This is a genomic window from Bacteroides sp. 44_46, from assembly GCF_001915465.1.
Classification (GTDB): Bacteria; Bacteroidota; Bacteroidia; order Bacteroidales; family Bacteroidaceae; genus Bacteroides; species Bacteroides clarus.
Genome location: NZ_MNQO01000016.1, coordinates 1 through 19,252, shown reverse-complemented (window position 1 = coordinate 19,252; position 19,252 = coordinate 1). Strand labels below are relative to the sequence as shown.

17 protein-coding genes and 1 tRNA gene are annotated in these 19,252 nt (G+C 44.2%); 6 read left to right on the top strand and 12 right to left on the bottom strand.

Annotation, left to right across the window (positions count from 1 at the left end):
- Positions 1–30: 30 nt before the first annotated feature.
- From BHV73_RS08185 to BHV73_RS08170, 4 genes are all read right to left on the bottom strand, one after another.
- The gene (locus BHV73_RS08185; RefSeq protein ID WP_087411879.1) at positions 31–966 is read right to left on the bottom strand and encodes a UDP-glucuronic acid decarboxylase family protein; all 936 of its coding nucleotides are present in this window, start codon (positions 964–966) and stop codon (positions 31–33) included.
- A 118-nt stretch (positions 967–1,084) separates the two neighbouring features.
- Positions 1,085–1,612: an IbrB-like domain-containing protein gene (locus BHV73_RS08180; RefSeq protein ID WP_009121066.1), complete on the bottom strand. Its 528-nt coding sequence runs from the start codon at positions 1,610–1,612 to the stop codon at positions 1,085–1,087.
- Positions 1,609–2,898, bottom strand: coding sequence for a DUF3440 domain-containing protein (locus tag BHV73_RS08175; RefSeq protein WP_087411878.1), 1,290 nt, complete (start codon positions 2,896–2,898; stop codon positions 1,609–1,611). The genes BHV73_RS08180 and BHV73_RS08175 overlap by 4 nt, the downstream gene beginning before the upstream one ends.
- 2 nt (positions 2,899–2,900) lie before the next feature.
- A complete protein-coding gene (locus tag BHV73_RS08170; RefSeq protein WP_009121068.1) occupies positions 2,901–3,296 on the bottom strand; it encodes a hypothetical protein in 396 nt (131 codons plus the stop codon).
- Positions 3,297–3,935: 639 nt separating this feature from the next.
- Between BHV73_RS08170 and BHV73_RS08165 the strand changes: the two genes are divergently transcribed.
- From BHV73_RS08165 to BHV73_RS08145, 5 genes are all read left to right on the top strand, one after another.
- Entirely contained in the window at positions 3,936–5,696 is a 1,761-nt protein-coding gene (locus BHV73_RS08165; protein WP_195621176.1) for a hypothetical protein, read from the top strand.
- Positions 5,697–5,710: 14 nt separating this feature from the next.
- Positions 5,711–7,285, top strand: a complete 1,575-nt coding sequence (locus tag BHV73_RS08160; RefSeq protein ID WP_009121071.1) for a DUF5723 family protein — start codon at positions 5,711–5,713, stop codon at positions 7,283–7,285.
- A gap of 25 nt (positions 7,286–7,310) precedes the next feature.
- Positions 7,311–8,753 carry a DUF3868 domain-containing protein gene (locus tag BHV73_RS08155; RefSeq protein ID WP_087411877.1) on the top strand — a complete coding sequence of 481 codons (1,443 nt, stop codon included), beginning with the start codon at positions 7,311–7,313 and terminating at the stop codon, positions 8,751–8,753.
- Between the two features lie 89 nt (positions 8,754–8,842).
- Positions 8,843–9,394 (top strand): chromate transporter, encoded by a 552-nt coding sequence (locus tag BHV73_RS08150; protein WP_009121073.1) that lies wholly within the window; start codon positions 8,843–8,845, stop codon positions 9,392–9,394.
- Positions 9,391–9,915: a chromate transporter gene (locus BHV73_RS08145; RefSeq protein WP_009121074.1), complete on the top strand. Its 525-nt coding sequence runs from the start codon at positions 9,391–9,393 to the stop codon at positions 9,913–9,915. The genes BHV73_RS08150 and BHV73_RS08145 overlap by 4 nt, the downstream gene beginning before the upstream one ends.
- A gap of 8 nt (positions 9,916–9,923) precedes the next feature.
- Here the strand turns inward: BHV73_RS08145 and BHV73_RS08140 are convergent, their stop codons facing one another.
- Positions 9,924–11,138 carry a sugar MFS transporter gene (locus tag BHV73_RS08140; RefSeq protein WP_087411876.1) on the bottom strand — a complete coding sequence of 405 codons (1,215 nt, stop codon included), beginning with the start codon at positions 11,136–11,138 and terminating at the stop codon, positions 9,924–9,926.
- A 250-nt stretch (positions 11,139–11,388) separates the two neighbouring features.
- Between BHV73_RS08140 and BHV73_RS08135 the strand changes: the two genes are divergently transcribed.
- Positions 11,389–11,940 (top strand): hypothetical protein, encoded by a 552-nt coding sequence (locus tag BHV73_RS08135; RefSeq protein ID WP_022218801.1) that lies wholly within the window; start codon positions 11,389–11,391, stop codon positions 11,938–11,940.
- Between the two features lie 104 nt (positions 11,941–12,044).
- On the opposite strand, the gene BHV73_RS08130 is transcribed toward BHV73_RS08135, so the two are convergent.
- The 7 genes from BHV73_RS08130 to BHV73_RS08100 all read right to left on the bottom strand — a co-directional run bounded on the left by BHV73_RS08130 (position 12,045) and on the right by BHV73_RS08100 (position 19,229).
- Positions 12,045–13,208 carry an aldo/keto reductase gene (locus tag BHV73_RS08130; protein WP_087412037.1) on the bottom strand — a complete coding sequence of 388 codons (1,164 nt, stop codon included), beginning with the start codon at positions 13,206–13,208 and terminating at the stop codon, positions 12,045–12,047.
- A 52-nt stretch (positions 13,209–13,260) separates the two neighbouring features.
- The gene (locus BHV73_RS08125; RefSeq protein WP_087411875.1) at positions 13,261–14,454 is read right to left on the bottom strand and encodes a MalY/PatB family protein; all 1,194 of its coding nucleotides are present in this window, start codon (positions 14,452–14,454) and stop codon (positions 13,261–13,263) included.
- A 31-nt stretch (positions 14,455–14,485) separates the two neighbouring features.
- Positions 14,486–15,352: a DUF3737 family protein gene (locus tag BHV73_RS08120; protein ID WP_087411874.1), complete on the bottom strand. Its 867-nt coding sequence runs from the start codon at positions 15,350–15,352 to the stop codon at positions 14,486–14,488.
- A gap of 78 nt (positions 15,353–15,430) precedes the next feature.
- Positions 15,431–16,471: a cyclophilin-like fold protein gene (locus BHV73_RS08115; protein ID WP_087412036.1), complete on the bottom strand. Its 1,041-nt coding sequence runs from the start codon at positions 16,469–16,471 to the stop codon at positions 15,431–15,433.
- A 7-nt stretch (positions 16,472–16,478) separates the two neighbouring features.
- Positions 16,479–17,474: a flavin reductase gene (locus BHV73_RS08110; RefSeq protein WP_087411873.1), complete on the bottom strand. Its 996-nt coding sequence runs from the start codon at positions 17,472–17,474 to the stop codon at positions 16,479–16,481.
- Positions 17,475–17,484: 10 nt separating this feature from the next.
- Positions 17,485–18,615, bottom strand: coding sequence for an aldo/keto reductase (locus tag BHV73_RS08105; RefSeq protein WP_087411872.1), 1,131 nt, complete (start codon positions 18,613–18,615; stop codon positions 17,485–17,487).
- Positions 18,616–19,155: 540 nt separating this feature from the next.
- Positions 19,156–19,229 (bottom strand) — tRNA-Asp (locus BHV73_RS08100).
- Positions 19,230–19,252: the final 23 nt, after the last annotated feature.

The window sequence follows — 19,252 nt, the reverse complement described above, 5'->3', positions numbered from 1 at the left end:
ATTTTTTCCCGTTATCGATATTATATTTATTCAAGAACGATACTTTCCGAAATATTCAATCATGCGGCGCAAGCCTTCCTCCAGCCCGATTGCAGGTTGCCAGTCCAGTTTGCTTTTAGCCAACGTAATGTCGGGTTTTCGTTGTCTCGGATCATCGTGCGGCAACGGTTTGAATATCAGCTTTGATTGGGAGCCTGTCAGCTCAATGACTTTCTCCGCCAGCTCAAGAATGGAGAATTCGCAGGGATTACCCAAATTTATCGGACCGATAAACTCATCTTCCGTATTCATCATCCGCACCATTCCTTCTATCAAGTCGTCCACATACTGAAAACTACGAGTTTGAGCGCCTGAGCCGTAAATCGTAATATCCTCGTTCCGCAATGCCTGAACCACAAAATTAGAAACCACCCGCCCGTCATCAGGCAACATACGCGGACCATATGTATTGAAAATACGTATAATCTTTATGCGTATCCCGTTCTGACGATGATAATCCATAAAAAGCGTTTCGGCGCAACGTTTGCCTTCATCATAACAAGAACGGATTCCGATCGGGTTTACATTTCCCCAATAACTTTCCACTTGGGGATGTATGATAGGATCACCATAGATTTCGCTGGTAGACGCCTGCATGATTTTCGCATTTGTCTTTTTTGCCAGTCCCAACATATTAATAGCTCCCAATACCGAAGTTTTAATAGTTTTTATGGCATCGTGCTGATAATGTATCGGGGATGCGGGACAAGCCAGATTATAAATTTCATCGACCTCCGCCTCATAAGGGAATTCCACATCGTGAAGCACAAATTCAAAATGAGGATTCCCCTTCAGGTGGGCTATATTCTCTTCCGAACCGGTGAAAAGATTATCCAAGCATATTACTTTGTGTCCGTCTTTAATCAACCGGGTACACAGATGAGAGCCTATAAAGCCGGCACCACCGCTAACCAATATTTTTTTCATGCAGCACTATATTTCTATATGTCCGAAGACCATACAATCTGTTTGTTTTGCTTATGTGCTGACAAATGTAGGCGATTTGGTTAAAATATGCAAGTTTGTAAAAGGATTATTTCAATTGTCAGGGAATATATTCCGGCTTGTTATCGGGGATACTGAAATCTTTATTGGCAAACAAGTCTGCCAAACCCGAAATTTGCTTTAAACGAAGCAGCTCGTCACGGTCCATTCCTATATTCTTCATGATCCACTGGTCGGACATGCCGGCATGATCCAGTTCGGCGACAATATTACACATCAGCTCGATGTTATGTGTTCCACGCGCACGGTTATGGCGGATTGTGGATGCCATACGGTTGGACAATTCCTTATCAATCACAACGACCGGCAACAAACCGTTCTCGCGTTGATAAATCCGTTTGGAAGTTTTCAACACCTGATAGCGGTGGTATCCGTCTACCAAAATATAGTTGTCTTTCTCCCGGTCGTAATAGCAGACGCAGGGCATTGTAAAACCATCTTCCCAGATGGACAGTTCCAACAGTTTCATTTCGGGCGGCGCCACTACATTCGGATTATAATCATTGGCTTGTATCTTTTCTATGGGAACCGCTTTTACATTGTATACCGGACTTTTATCTACACTCATAGCATCATATTTTTGAATTGTTCCATTATTTTGTCTCGCTTGTATATCTCTTCTTTGGTCAGGGCAAATCCCATGTATTTACACGCATGGTCATTCTTCAAAATACAAATGCACATACGTTTATAAGTAGGTATCTCCCTGAATTCCGTAATATCGATATCATCCAGATAATCCATGCGGACAGGTTTCTTGTTTGTTTTGTAATTGGTATAGTTCACCACTTCGATGGGGATACCCGCATTCTGTAATTTTTTTATGGTATTCTCGCTAAGACATCCTCCTTTGGTTCGCCAGAACTCGATGCTGACGGTCAATTTCTTCAAATAGTTGCGCCGGGTTTCTTCGGGCAAGGTAGAAAGCAGAAACTGCATAAAGCCTTTCCACGTATAGCCTTTCGGAATGCGTACGCTCTGCCAGCCCATAGCGTGAGTACCGCCATAAATACCTGTAAAGTTCACTCCATTGACACGTCCTATCATTTTTCCCCAAGTATTAGGGTCTATCACTTTATACAACGCAAGGCTCTCCTGCGCCTCGCACAGAAACGGGCTGGCCACACGCTGGCGTTCTATATTGACACCTGCCTTATAATACAAGTCGTACAAATGGTTATAATCGAAGCCGAACTTTCCATTGGCAGTCCAGATATCCGTCGTTTTCCAGTCGTAGATGGGATAAGCGTTGAATATGTCGTTGCCTATTTTGGAAGTCCACCTGTAATTATGATACATCTGATATTTGCGGTTCAGATGAATACTGCGCCAGCGGTTGAAGCTCTCCTGCGTGCGAATACCTATAAGGAAACAGGTACGCACCGCATCTTTTCGCAGATGCAGCCATTTGGCAAAATGCATCTGATACTCATAATCCCACATATTCTCCGTATAGAACGGAAAAGCCTCTTTCGTATAAGAGCCCGGAGGCATCTGACGCACCCAAAGTTCTTTCATGCTCTCATCCCAAGGACGCCAATAACTCTGATACATGGATGTGCAAGTAGTAACTTTGAAAGGGACACATACCCGATAGACTTCCAGAATATCCTTATTGGCTTCCAATATACGGTCTACATAATCTATGGTTACGGTATATTGTATCTCATAATCCATATGAAACACACATAACTTTCGCTTTAAATTATTGCGCCGGATGTAATCTATGCATAAGTTCAGCAATACGCCACTGTCTTTCCCGCCGGAAAACGACACGCATATTGTATCGAACTCTCTAAAAATCAGTTCTAAACGTTCCTGCGCAAGTTCGTATACATTTTTAGATGCGGCCATACTTATTTATCTTTTTTCATTTTCACGTAGCGAGTCCAGACCTTTTCCTCCGAAAAGCCTAATTCCTTAAAAAGAGAACAGTGCTCCATGAAAGTAACCGAAGTCAGTTCCTTACTCGCAGTCGTCTCCGATATAACTTTCTCTAATAATAATTTCAGTGTACTTTCATTATTACCTTCTATATAATAATTATTAATGATACACTCTTTCTTCTTTTCTTCTACCGGTATAAAACCTATGACTTTCTTTTTGTCTACTGCCACAAACCAAACAAAATCTTCCGATGTACGGAAGGGGTAGTTATAATTCTGCTTTAAGATATCAGGATTCATCACCAATGGTGCTACAAGCTCATATAGCCGCTTGTCCGTTCCTTGTAGTTGTATAATCTGTATCATCCTGTATTGGCGGTTTAATATTTTCGAATGTTCAAAGATAAATATTAAACTTTACGACTTAAGCACTTTTTAAGCAGTTTTAAGAATAAAGATTTTACATGCCATGATTTATGTTTCCTACATAAAACCATAGTACACTGATAAACAAAAAATATAAAAGTTACACTATCTCAGTATCGGCTTTAACTCCCAAGCCCGCCACCTGCGGACTGATAACTTCTCTAACTCCTTTCACTCCTGATTCGCATATCTCAGTACAATCCGTTTCTTTGTTTAAGAGGTTGGGCTACTAACGCTTATTCGTTCCACCATGGAAAAGTTTTCGTTCCACCGTGGAGAAACTTTTGTTCCATCATGGGGAAGTTTCTGTTCCACCATGGTGGAACGAATAAATATTGGCAATGTCTCTTCTTATTAAAGACATGAACGATTTTCAGCGTAACGATTTTGTCCCTAAAGCAAATAAGCAACCTTATTTCACTTACCAACTTATTTTTTAACGGCTTATCAGCTATTAATTAAATAAAATTCATACATTTGCGCAGATTTTAGAAGATAGCCTGAAATACCTTTTATCTGTTCTATTTTTCCATATATTGAATATAAATAAACAACAAAACAATTATAAACAATAAAATTATGATTCTAAACGCAAAGAAAAGACCGCTTATAGCCGTGGCCTTATTATTAACATCGTTAGGAATAACTACATCGTGTATCGATAACAGTTATGACTTGAACAAGGATATCGACATGACAATCAGTGCCGGTGGCGAACATTTGGCGATTCCTGTGGGATATACGGAGAAGATTACACTGGATAAAATCATTGAGATTGAAGAAGGAGATGATTTACAGGTATTAGAGAATGGAGAATACCATTTATTGAAATCGGATAATATTGATGAGACAAATACATCGGTAAATTTAGTCACGGTTAATGACTCCGAGAATCCGATTAATTTGATTGAAGTAATCAGTAATGCAAACTACCCCTCAAAAATAGACGTTTCGGTATCCGATAAGGAATCCGAAGGTAAAATTGAAACTGAAGCTCATGAAATTGATAATGCTGTTATAGAAATTGGTGCTTTAACGGCCAATACGCCAACAAAATTAACACTAAATTTTAAAATTGAAACAACCGGTAATATATCCTACAGCGATGTCACTATTGAGAATATGACAATTATATTTCCTGACTTTATACAGTTTAAAGAAGGGCAAAACGGGCTAAATGGTCAAACACTTACTATTAGTGGTGAAGTTATTCCTCACGGCTCAAATTTCACAAAAGACTTGTATATCACCAAATATGTATTTGGGAATAAATATGGTGAAGGAAATAAAGTTCAAGAAGAAAATGGTGACAGAATTATCAGAATAGAAAATCAAAAGATAACAGTAAAGACAAATGTAATTGTACATGAGGCTCAAGGAAGTGGTTCTTTAAATATCAGCCCTACAGCTATTCTTGCAGCAATGACTGTTAATAATGTTCTCGGAACTATCAAGCCAGAAATGAATGTGGAGCCTACCAATGTAGAATTAACCAATCTTCCTGACTTCCTGCAAGATGATGAGGTAAAATTAGATATTACCAATCCTATCTTCTCATTCAAAGCCAACAACCCGTTGCAAACGAATATTGAGATGGATGGAGTTATGACCGGATACAAAAACGGCCAAGTAACCAAAGTCGTAAAGATAGGTAGTGGTAATGGTGGCAATCCTATAATTTTAAAACCAAGTGGAGATAACCAACAAACAATTTCTTTAACACGTGTTGCAACCGCAATTGAAGGAGCTACCAATGTTGTTGTACCCAATTTGAATGACATAATCGAAACCATACCCGACTACATAACAGTGGATTTGGAACCGACTGTAAAATCTGACGATTATTACAATGTGGAATTAGGACAAAAATACATTTTAAATAGCAGTTATGATATTGATGTTCCCCTCAACTTCGGCAGCAACCTGAAAATCGTATATGATGAAACCATCGACAATTTCGACCTCGACCTTGAAGATGTAGACATCAAGAAAGCCATTCTCTCTATCAACGCTGTCAACACCATTCCTTTGGCAATGGAAATCAAAAACGAAAATGTAAGCGCACTGGATGCCAATGGAAACGTAATAAAAGACATTGACGTGACCGTAGAAGGAACCATCACGGAAAGCAAAGACGGTAAAGCCGAAGTTTCAAGTACGCTCAATATCAACTTGAACGAAACTGCAGAAGGCGCTATCAGCAAGTTGGACGGTCTGAAGCTGAAAGTTACAGCCGTACCGGGACAAGCAACCGACGTTCAGTTATTAAGTACACAATGGTTACAGCTTACAGACATGAAACTCAAAATACCTAACGGTATCAAAGTTGATTTGAACTAATAGAAATATATTTCATGCGATACAAACAAAAGATTCAACAATCATATATAACGAAACGAATGAAAACAAATGTTTTAGCGATTATACTGTCCGGAGCAGTAGCGACACTTGCAATCAGTGACGCAATGGCACAGACACAGAACAGCCGTTCAACCTATTTTCTGGAAGGAAGCACCTACCGTCACGAACTAAATCCCGCCTTCATGGGCGAACGTGGCTATGTCAGCCTTCCCGGCTTGGGAAATCTTACCATCGGAGCGCAATCCACAGGTGGTGTAGGTGACTTTATCTTCAAGAAAGCCAACGGTGACCTCACTACATTTATGAACGAAGAAGTCAGTAGCGCCGAATTCCTGAAAGGGCTGCCCAAAAGACTGAAAGTAGGCGTCAATGTAGACGAATCAATCCTTTCCTTAGGTTTTCATGCCTGGGGCGGTTTCAATACGCTCGGTATTTCCGTTAAGTCAAACACTAACTTCTTCATGCCCGATGAACTCTTTAAGTTCATGAAAAACGGAGTAGCCAGCGAAACAGGAAGCAGCTACAATGTGAAGAACCTGAATATCGTATCTACCAACTATGCGGAAATCGCTTTCGGCCACGCACGCGAAATCAACGAACGCCTGACAGTAGGCGCCAAAGTAAAGGCACTCGTGGGATTGGCGAAAGCAACCATGCACATCGACGAGCTGAACATCCTTGCCTCTCAGGACAAATGGACCATCACTCCGAAGAATGCCGAACTATATATGTCTGCCAAAGGTCTTATTGTACCCACCAAAGGCGAAACCGGCAACTATCAGGAAGACGACTATATCTTGGATGCCAACGGAGACAGAACACAAACTTTGAAAGAAGGTACCGACGGACAGATTTCTTACGATGATTTGGATTTCGATACAGACAACCTCGGTCCCACAGGCTTCGGTATGGCTATCGATTTGGGAGCGACTTACAAGTTGAACGATGAATGGACATTCTCCGCTTCCTTGCTCGACCTCGGTTTCATATCATGGAAGAATACCACCAAAGGCACAATGAGCAAAGACTTTACGTTCGACGGCTTTAGCGAAATCTCCGTAAAAGACGATGGAAGCAACAATAACAAAAAACTGGATACCCAAGTAGACGAACTGGTAGACGACCTGGCGGACTTGGCAAAGTTCGATAAAGTGGGCGAAGGAATGAAGCGTACCACCGCCCTTGCGGCTACCCTGCACCTGGGCGCTCAATACACTCTGCCCGCTTACGACCGTCTGAACTTCGGTTTCCTCTCCACCACCCGCATGCAAGGTAAGCACTCGTGGACAGAAGCACGCGTTTCTGCCAATGTCGCTCCCCTTTCTTGGTTTGAAGCATCGGTAAACTACGCTCTGTCCAACTTCGGTTCCGACGCCGGCATCATGTTGAATTTCCACCCGCGCGGTTTCAACTTCTTCATCGGCGCAGATGTTCCCATGTGTAAATACGAACCGGCCTACTACGCTCCTATCAGCCGTGCTGCCGTCAACGTAAATCTGGGTATCAACTTCACTTTCGGACCGAAGTACAAGCGTAAATACAAAACGGTAGAAACCCAATCACTCTAAATTCATCAACTAAAACAAGAAGAATATGAAAAAAATATATTGCCTGCTGTTTGCCATGCTGCCATTGGCCGCGATGGCAGGTGAAGTAAAAGTCACCAAACCGGCATTGACCTTGGAAAACGATACGCTGACATTGGACTTTAAGTTTAATATGGAAGCTGTAAAAGTGAACAGTACCCAATCTTACGCTTTTACTCCGGTATTGTTTGCCGGAAAGAACTACAAGACCTTGCCGCCCGTTGTTGTGACCGGAAAGAGCAAGTTCAAGATGCGTCACAAAGACCGTAAGCTTGCCAAGAAAGGATATTACAACGCGCCTTATACCGTCATCAAAGGTAAGTCTGCCGACCGCCGGAACCTGGTGGACTATACCGTACGCATTCCCTACGAAGAATGGATGAGCCAAGCGGATATGTGGATATTGCAGGAAGGAAGAAAGAAATACGGCTGTCTGCTGGATTTACCCGAGATTCAGGTAATAGAGCCGGTGGTTGTAGTGGAAGAAGAACCGTTGCCACAAAAAGGTTCCATCTGCGAGCCTTGCATGAGCATGGTATCCTACCTTACTCCGACAGAAGAACCTCTGAAAGTGCGTTCGGAACAAAATACCCTGTATATAGAATATGCAGTAGGCGGTACGGAATTCAAAGCCGACTTCAAAAACAACTCCGCCGAGCTCCAAAAGCTGAAAGAAACGCTGAATCCGCTGACTGAAGGCGATTTGGTAACTTTCAAAGCCATCAACGTATGCGGATACGCTTCACCCGACGGCTCTGCCAAGACCAACGACCGTGTGGCAACAAAACGCGCCGACTCTTTTGCTCTTTACCTGAGAGGAAGCTATCACTTCCCGGACAGCATACTGAACGTGACCTCTGCCGGTGAAGATTGGGAGAGCCTTGTTAAGATGCTCGAAGAAGACAAGCCCGTATATGCAGAAAAAGCATTGGAAATCATCAATAAATATACCAACCCCGACGTGCGTGAGGCCAGACTGAAATCGGGACTGGGCGCCGCTTCTTACCGTGCCATGATGAATGAATATTATCCTCGTCTGCGTCGTCTGTCCATCGCTATCGACTATGAAATACGCGAAGTACGTAACTCCGAAGCCGCAACGTTGATTTATACCAATCCCAAAATGCTGAACTTGCAGGAAATGTACGGTGTAGCCAAAAATTTCCAACCGGGAACAAAAGAATATAAAGAAGTCTACGAAATAGCCGCTACCAACTATCCGGCAGATATTATAGCCAATATCAACGCTGCTTCCGCCAACATCGTTTATGGTGACTTTGACCGTGCGGAACAATACATGGAAAGAGTAAAAGACGATCCCCGTGCATGGAATAACCTGGGCGTATTGGCATGGCTGTCGGGAGATACCGAGATAGCAAAGGAATGGTTCACCAAAGCCTTGACTATAGAACCGGACAAAGCACAGGAGAACCTTAATAAGATGAAGTAATTCCATCTTTACATAAGACATGAAAGAGTTGCAATAACGGGATTTTTTCCCTATATTGCAACTCTTTTAGTATAGATACAAGAAAGAAAATGAAGTACCTGATTCTATTCCTTACATTTGCCAAAATCGGTATGTTTACCATTGGTGGCGGCTATGCCATGATACCCCTTATTGAACGGGAAATTGTAAATAAAAAATGGATGACTAAAGATGATTTCATGGAGATGTTCGCACTAACCCAATCGCTACCGGGAGTATTTGCGGTAAACATATCCATCTTTGTAGGCTACAAACTGCATAAGGTAAAAGGCAGTCTGGTATGCGCCCTGGCTACCATACTTCCGTCTTTCGTCATTATGATGCTGATAGCCATGTTCTTTGCGCACTTTCAGGATAATCAGACTATGATACGCATCTTCAATGGCATCCGCCCGGCGGTGGTCGCTTTAATCGTATTTCCCTGTATTTCCGCCGCACGCGCCTTGAAACTGAAATACCGGCAACTGGTACTTCCCGCCATCGCCACATTGCTTATTTGGCAATGCGGTCTGTCACCCGTATATATCGTACTGGCAGGAATTGCAGGCGGACTGATTTACACATTATGGTTAAAAGATAAACTGACAAAACTACAAGCATGATTTACTGGCAATTAATTTTAGTATATCTGAAAATCGGAATGTTCGGATTCGGAGGCGGCTATGCCATGCTTTCCTTAATTCAATATGAAGTAGTAGACCATTATCACTGGCTCACGCTCCAGCAATTTACCGATGTTGTGGCCATCTCACAAATGACCCCGGGACCTATCGGCATCAACAGCGCCACTTATGTAGGCTACACCGTTACTCAAAGCATATGGGGAGCTATCGCGGCTACGGTGGCAGTCTGTCTGCCCTCGTTCATACTGGTACTGCTCATCTCTTATTTCTTCGTAAAATGCAGGGATAACAAATACATCAAAGCAGCCATGTCGGGACTGTTACCGATGTCTGTCTCACTGATTGCCGCTGCCGCCTTGTTACTGATGAACAAGGAAAATTTCATAGATTACAAGAGCATCCTAATCTTCGCGGCCGCTTTCGGAGTAACCTGGAAGTGGAATATGCATCCTATCCTGCTGATAATACTTGCAGGAGTAGCCGGATATATCTTATATTGACAAGCTCTTTATCGTACCTTTCCTGCCACGGACAACATCTTGCGCGCATAGCACCATACTACGCAATAAGCCGCCAAAGGTACGGTAAATGCCATTACCATTGTTGTGTAATCTGCTACAAGTCCCATTAACAAAGGCCCCACTACCCCGCCTACCGGAGACATCATCAGGAAAGAAGAAGCGCGCTTGGTATGGTTACCCAGCCCTCTCAGAGAAAGGGCAAAAATCGTGGGGAACATAATAGCCTCGAAGGCATATCCGCAGAGCAACGCTATCAATGACACCATACCGACATCAAGCAATACCACCAAAGTAGTCACCACCGTTCCCGTAGCGCAGACCAGCAACATTTTCTCCGCACGTACACGCCCCATAATCCAACTGCCCGCAAAACGTCCCAGCATAAATAAGCCCAGCCCGCCGAATGAGAGTACCAATGAAGCTTCACGGGCATTCATCCAGCCTTGTTCCACTACATAATTGATAAAAAAGCTATTAATGGAAATTTCACCTATCTCATAAGCAAACAGAGCCAATAAGCCAAAGATAAAGAGTTTATGCGACCATAACCCTATTTTGTGCCCGGTCTCATCCACCTCTACACCATGCTCTATTTCGGGCAGCTTAATTTTCGAGAAAACCAGCGCCACCAGCAACACCACTATCCCCATGCCGACATAAGGTAGCGCCACATTGCCCGCACTGCCGCTCCCGTCTTCCGAAAACAAAAGCAATCCTGCCAGTACAGGGGCGCAAATACATCCCAATCCATTGAACGACTGAGCAAAGTTCAAACGACTGGCAGCCGTTTCTTTTGCCCCCAATTCCGTAGCATAAGGATTGGCGGCCGTTTCAAGAAATGTCAGTCCGCAACCGATGACAAAAAGGGCAAACAGAAACATATTGAACGAAAGATAATATTGTCCGGGAATAAACAGCAACGACCCGATACCATATAGCAGTAATCCGAAGACTACTCCCCTGCGATATCCGAAACGGCTTATAAACAATCCCGCAGGAATAGCCATTACGAAATAACCCATATACATCATCGCTTGAATAAAAGCCGAATGTGCCTTTGTAATATCCAGCAACTCCTGAAAATGCTTATTCAGCACGTCCAGAATGGCATGTGCAAATCCCCACAGGAAAAAGAGAGAAGTTATCAATATAAAAGGAACAAGATATTGTTCTCCTACCAACGGTATTCGTTTCTGTTTCATAATATAATAATCTCAGACAATCTGTATCAATCAATAAATGCGGCTGCAAAGATAAGCAATAAAAAGAACTGCATAATAAATAATACCGTATCTTTGCGCTCAAAATCTTACAACATAAGTCTTCCCCAATAAATTTATCTCTCAAATTACTTTCCGACAAAAAAATATCCTACATTTGTAAGACACTGATTAGAGGTACCCGCATTAATACTTCCGACAACAACAAATATGCGCTTTAAATTTATATATTATGGATAAGAACTATTGGAAAGAAGCCTATAAAGAATACTGGGAAATATCCAGCAAGAAAGAGATATTCGTGAAAGAACTGATAGAAAGCAAAACAGGCTTTAAAACGCTGGAAGTAGGCCTCGGAGCCGGAAGCGAAGATTTTCTATCGGGGAGCGCATCAGACTATGGTTTAACAAAAGGAGACGCCGATTTATATGTAATCGTCCCCGATACGTATGTAGAAGTTACAGGTCCTAATATAAGCGTCAAGCCGGAAGACACACTATGGATCAGACCGGATAAAGTCAAAAACTCTTTCAACAAACAAAAAGCAGGCAAAGGCAAGTTGCACGTCATTGTTCATATTGCAAAAATCAAACCGAATGGAAATATAGCCATAAGAGTTATCATGTTAAACAAAACATTCTTTGAAGCCTGTCGTAAGAAAGAATTTCCACTGATTCAGCGAAACATACGAGGACTGCAAGAAACCTATTTAGAGTTACCCCCAAAACATGAAACCATCATATCATTCGAGGAGTTTATAGCACTGCTCAAACAGAATAAATAATTAGAGTTCGTGGTAACAACCGCTTTCAAAATACAAAAATAAGGTAGCTTCTCTGTTCAGTCGGGAGATAAATAACAGATTATACTACCTTATTTACTGGTGCTTTAGCGACCTACCTGACGTTGTTGCTCGGCATTATAACGGTCTCCGACAACGGGAATCGCCGCTACGGTATCTTCCAGTTCTTTCCATTCTCCGGAAGTCATGTTGAAATCGAGTGTACGCAGGTTCTCCTCCAGATGCGACAGTTTTGTCGTTCCCGGAATAGCCACAATCCACGGCGCTTTCTGAAGCAACCACCCAAGTGCCACTTGTGCCGAAGTCATGCCTCGCGTGCGACCGAAAGCTTGCAGCACATTCACGATGCGGATATTCGCACGCATGGCTTCGGGTTGGAAGCGCGGCAAGGTCTGGCGGTTATCATTGTTTACATCAAAAACCGTGTATTCGTTAATACATCCACCCAAAAAGCCACGATTCAGGGGGCTGTACGGAACAAAACCGATACCCAGCTCCCGACATACATCCAGCACTCCGTTATCTTCTACCAAGCGATGCATTAAATGATACTCGCTTTGGATGGCCGTCAGCGGACAAATAGCGTGAGCTTTACGGATAGTCTCGGCACTAACTTCACACATACCCCAGCGTTGTACTTTTCCCTCCTTGATCAGGTCGGCAATGGTAGCCGCTACTTCCTCGGCCGGAGTATTCGGGTCGGCACGATGCTGATAGAACATCGGCAGCGAATCAAGCCGCAAACGGCGGAGTGACTCCTCGCAATAGCGGCGGATAGTCTCCGGTCGGCTGTCCTGGCGTCCCGTAGCCTTGCCGTCAATGACTTCATGCCCGAATTTGGTCGTTACGTTAATCCGCCCTTTGAATTCGGATAAAGCTTCTCCGGCTAAATTCTCGTTGGTCAGCGGTCCGTAAACAATGGCTGTATCAAAGAGCGTTATCCCGCGCTCCACAGCTTCATGTAACAGCCGGATACATTGTTTTTTGTCCGGATGTTGGCTGCGGTTGTAGGTCATGCCCATTATGCCGAAACCAAGTGCGGAAACCTCCAATGCCGCCTTACCCGTACCCAATACACGATGTCCCTTGATACGTGCTACATCGGTATTAATATCGGATGTTTCCACTTGTTCAGTCTCTGAAGCAAAAACTTCACTGAACCCCGAAGGTACGGCCAATGCCGCACTCACTAACGCCGCTCTTTTCAGAAATCCGCGCCGGCTGATTCTTTTTTGATTTTTTTCTTTCATAGTGTTTTTATTTTTTATAGACAGCTTATTATCGAACTGCTTCAGGAAGCAGCTATCTGATTTTACCATGAGGGAGCAGCCTCATATGCTTCCTTATATATTTTAGAATACGTTCCAATCCGTCAGCAAGTAATATCCGGGGACAAGCGATATTCAGGCGTATGAATCCCTCTCCGCCGGGTCCGTACATCGTACCGGAATTAACCAGCAGTTTTTGTTCCTTTTGCAACCGCAGAGTTATGGCATCCGAACCGATACCGGATGCCCGGCAGTCTATCCAAACCAGATAAGTCCCTTCAAGCGGTAGCACAGAATATTGCGGCAAGTGCTCCTCGAAAAAGTGGCAGAGATATTCGTAATTCTCCCACAGGTATTTCCGCAAAGCATCGAGCCAATGACCACTATCGTTATAAGCCGCTATCGTAGCGATAATGCCGAACGGATTGACATCGCACACTTCGTTGATATTGATGGCGCGGTCGATACGACGGCGTACCTCCTTGTCAGCCGCAATGATATTGGCGATTTGCAGTCCGGCAAGATTGAACGCCTTACTCGGTGAAACACAGGTTACAGAGTTTTGCAGAAAGCACTCGGACAGGGAGGCAAAAGGCGTGTAATCATGTCCCTCATAGGTCAATTCGCAATGGATCTCATCCGCCACAACAAACACCCCGTTGCGCAAACAGATATCACCGATACGCCGCAGTTCTTCCGGCGTCCAGACCCGTCCGACCGGATTGTGGGGATTGCACAATAGCAGGATTTTCGCCTTCGGATCGGCCGCTTTCGCTTCAAGATCTTTGAAGTCCATTGCATAGCGACCATCTTGGTAAATGAGGTTATTGACCGACAATTCGCATCCGTTATTGCGAATCGACGAATAAAAACAGTTGTATGCCGGGGTCTGGACGATTACTTTGTCGCCCGGTACGGTCAGGGCTTTGATAACAGCCGACAGAGCCGGTACTACGCCGCTCGTATAGATTATCCATTGAGGATTAATCCGCCAGCGGTGACGGCTCTCGAACCATCTGACGACCGCATCATAATAGGTTTCGGGCACTTTGGCATAGCCGAAAATACCATGTTCCACCCGTTTTTGCAGTGCTTCAATAATAGCCGGTGCTGTACGGAAATCCATATCCGCCACCCACATAGGCAGCACATTCTCCTCTTCAGGAGTATCCCACTTATAAGAGCCTGTCCCACGACGTGGGACAATCATGTCGAAATCGTATGTCATAACTTATCTTTTTAAGTGATTTGCAAAAGTGTCAATCGGTAAAGCAGGTCTTCTCGTCCCAAAGTCTCAGCTTGCAGTCGGCGGGAGCCTTGATATGCTCGTCGAGAATAATCTCCCCATAGCTCTCGGCAGTGATACAACCCGTTCGCGGATTCTTCACTCCGCCTATTGCGCCTTTGATGGTCGCCTGCACCGAACTATACTCGAAAGCCCGGTCGCAGTCGGGACCGAAAGTACAGTTCTCCAACACAAGGTCGTGGGCATAGCAGAGCGGTTGCTCGCCGGTAATGTGGCAATTCACCAACCGAAGGTTATGCGAATGCCAACCCAAGTATTCACCATTGAGTTCGGAATCGTAAATCGTCACATTTTCCACCTCCCAGAAAGCGTCTTTCGTGGTGATTTTGGCATTACGCAACTCCACATTCTTCACATACTGGAAAACGTATTTGCTGTTACTTTCCAATCCGTCGATGCGGATATTACTGCTGAACATGAACGGATAAGTACCGCCATGTAATTTCAGATTTTTGATGTCCAGATTCTTGCAACGCCAGAACACTTCGTCGGCATCCGTCATCTCTACGTTCTCGATTTCAATGTCGTGCATTTCACGGAACATTTTTGGGGCGTCGATACGTGTGTTCGTCATTTTCAGATGATCGGAGTACCACAATGCCGAACGTCCGCCCACATCGAAAAAACAACGGTCGATAACGAAACCATGCACGTGCCAAAAAGGATAATTTCCCTCGAACCGGCAATCGACGGCCTCGATGTTACTACACTCCTTAATAGCCGACTCCCCGGCACGGATAACGACGTTCTCCAATCGGAGGTCATGCGATTCAAATAAAGGCCTTTCCCCACCAAATTCAGTATTCGATATTACTTTCATTATTTTTCTTAGTTTTCAATTTTATGATTAAGACTTACGCTTTTTTGCATATTCTTTGAATTTATCCGTTTTTGTCTCTTATCTCCTTTCTATTTTCACGGATATATCCCCGGCTACACTTAACACTTCAATACCATTTCCGTCGATACGACCAATCTTAATCAAATCACGACTATGTGACCAACTCTTACAGAAAATCGCTACATTGCCCCACGGTGCATAGATAGTTATATCACCGGGCGCAGGAGTACAGCCCCATGTGACACCTTCGGTCGTCAGAGCCGGATCGGGATAGAAAATCTTTTCCGTCGTATTGTTATAATCGTTCAGCGTTATCTCAAGGGGCAGGCGTGAGAGAAAATCCCGTGCAGCGGCATTGTCTTCCATTGTAGCAGTGATAGTGCGGTTACCGGTTGTAATGTTTACATTCAATGAAGATGTATCGGGAGTTTCGGGTTCTTCCCGTTCGGCTCCAATCCCATTGAGCCATTCTGTAATACGATTTTCCATTTGAGAGAGAGTTGAAGAGGTTAATAATAAAGTCCGGTCAATTATGGTTGCATCCGGACAAAGGCTGCGGGCTTCGCTAACCGAAGTCGAGATTCCGCTACTACCGCTAGTGGCAAACAAAGCAATCCGTTTGCCGGCGAGTTTCGCAGCGTGTTCGTGCAGGAATGTCTGCATCGGTGTCGCCATACTGCCGTACCAAATAGGATAACCAATGAAGACTATGTCGTAATTATCAAAGTTTTCCAACATTGTTTTAATAGTAGGATAATTACCTTGTCGGATAGCGGCCAACTCTTCCTGTGAACGTTCCAACATGGCGTTGTAGTCATCCTCGTAAGGTACTTGCGGCTCGACTGCCAATATATCGCAGTCAAGTGTCGTCTGAATCCGTCGTGCCACCCGTTCCGTATTGTTCGTACGTGAAGCATACAGTACCAAATAGTGGCCGTTACCACCGGATATCGGCGTATTGGGCGTATTCTCATTTCCTTCCGGTTGTTCGGAGGTTTCCGGTTGTTCGGGACTAAACGGTTCATGGTCGGAGCCGCCGCAGGCTGCCATTGACAGGGCAGTTAGCAGCAACAGTGAAATTAATAATAACTTTTTCATATTCATTTTATTGCATGAAATTATTGAGTTTGTTAGCTGGATTGAGTGGTGTCTGGTCGGACAAAACTAACGATTTGACCATATGTAGCGTTCCCTGCTTGTACTTCTGAAAATGTTTTGAAGCGATATGCTTCTCGTATGCCTCACGGCTCGCATAGGTTTCGAGGATCGTTATCTTACAGAGATTCTCCGTTTCACCGACTGCATACATCGTCAGTACGCCCGGTTCGGTACGTAAGGAGATTTCGCCTACCTCGGTCGCATATTTCATATATTCGTCGAGATACTGCGGATATACCTCAATTTTCGACAACCTTACGATACCATCGACATTCATCGGCTCTTTAGCGCACATTCCCGGTTGTTTATCCAGATTCAGACATTTGCCGATAATCTCTCCCGTAGCAAGATAGGAGTAAGTAGGAAATTCAAACAATACGGGTTTCAGCTTCGTATAGTCAAGCTTACCGTTACTGTCGAGCACATCGGAAGCAGCGTATGTATTGACTATCGCACAAATGAAATTGTCGAAACCTTCAGTTTCATAGATGTCTACCACCTCACACTCCATTGTGAGGGGTGACGTATCTATAACGGGGGTACCATGCGCACCGATATGGTAAGCAAACACCTCTGATTTATCTACCGTCACACCGCTTACGCTCCCGACATAGTCGGCCTCCGGCAACATCTCACGGCTCACAAGATTAACGGAGAATCTCTTGGACTTCTTTATGCCCTGATTCGTATAATGACTTTTACTCATGCTGACCAGTATCCGGTCATGACCGATGACTCCCGTGTGTCCTACCACGAGCCAGTTTACTTTCCCTTCGACCTCCGCCCCGACAACCGTCATCGGTTTGGGATAAAGTGCCAGCAGATTTCCGAGATTTTTTTTGTTTGTTTCCATTATATTAGGTTGTATAGTGTTCTCTTTCACGGTAGTACTGCACGATAACATGACAAGCAGTGACAGAACACCCAAAATTGTTTTTACCATGATGATTTCTTTATTTATCTATTTGACTTTCGGTGAACGGATCAGCACGATGCCCCATCAAGTCAATTTGGGCATACTCCTTATCGAACTCCTCCATTTCCCAAGCAGAGAGACGGACGGTTCCCGCACCGAGCAGGTCATTCAAGTGTACCGGATTGGTCGTACCGGGTATCGGAGCGATCCACGATTTGCGAGATAACATCCATATCAAAGCAAATTGTGCAGGTGTAACTCCCTTGCGCTCGGCCCATTTACGGACTAAAGCTACAAGCGGCATATTGTGCTTCAAAGCTTCGGGGGTGAATTGCGGCAGGTTCCAACGGCGGTCACCCTCATAGAAACGGCTGTTCTCGCCGATTACCCCCGTGAGGAACGCACGCCCCAGCGGACAATAAGGTACGAAGCCGATACCAAGCTCTTCCAATGTCGGAAAGATCTTGGTTTCAGGCTCCCGCCACCAGATGGCATACTCGCTCTGCACGGCCGAAAGCGGACAGACGGCATGCGCCCGACGAATGGAACGGGCACTCGCTTCCGACAGTCCCCAATGCAGAACTTTTCCCTCCCGCATCAAATCTTTGACCGTTCCGGCCACATCTTCCATCGGTACTTTCGGATCGACACGGTGCTGATACAAGAGGTCAATATGGTCGGTACGTAGGCGTTTCAAAGAACCTTCCACCGCCCGGCGGATATGGTCGGGACGACTGTTGATAGCGGTCGGTTGTTTCTCCTCGACACCGAAACCGAACTTCGTTCCGATTTTCACTTTATTGCGAAACGGGGCAAGTGCCTCGCCGACCCACTCTTCACTGGTATAAGGGCCATAAACCTCCGCCGTATCGAAAAAGGTGACACCTTTATCGTATGCCTGGCGAATCAGAGTAATCATATCCTTTTTATCGTACTTTCCGCCGTAATAACCCACCATCGGCAGGCAACCCAGACCGATAGCCGATACATCCAATCCTCCGAGCGTGCGATACTCCATCGCATTGTTCGTATTCGGTGTGTTTTCATCAGACGAATTTCTCGTCCAAGAAGATGAAGGTTCAGCAAACACACGGGAAACACCCGTTGTAGCTCCGGCTGCGAGTAGTGCAAAACTCGATGCTGTCCTTAAAAAAATTCTGCGATCCATAATCTTCTATGTTTTTCATTGTTCATTTTCTGATTGCAAATTTACCGCGATTGAATAAGCCGGCTTGTATACGATTTACGGATATTTATACCAGAATCCTTGATTCTGAGATAGGACCGTATATAATTCAAATCAAATGAATTACTTTTGCTCGGAAGAAGTTAAATGAGATAGTGGAATTAATATACAAGAAAAGTGGTTTCATCACCATTACTTATTATATGTGTGCTTTCCCCAAGCTATACAAAGATAACAATTGGGAATGGTTTGGGGTGTTTTTAATCCCTTTTTGAGAACCGTTTAAATGGTATTGGAAAATAAATAAAAAATCACAATTTGTTTTGTGTCAACAAGTACAAAACACTCACAAAGCGATTTGAAAAAGAATCACAAAACGTTTTGCGGTTTATAGATATGCAGTCCGCATCAGCGGCGGAGACGAACGGGAGAACTTAAATAAACAAAAACACCCAGTTTTACATTAGTGGGGTGTAAAACTGGGTGTTTTCTTTGTAAACTATTGATTTTCAATGTTTATTGCGGTGCGTACGGGACTCGAACCCGTGACCCCATGCGTGACAGGCATGTATTCTAACCAACTGAACTAACGCACCAGAATTTCATTTTATCATTGCTA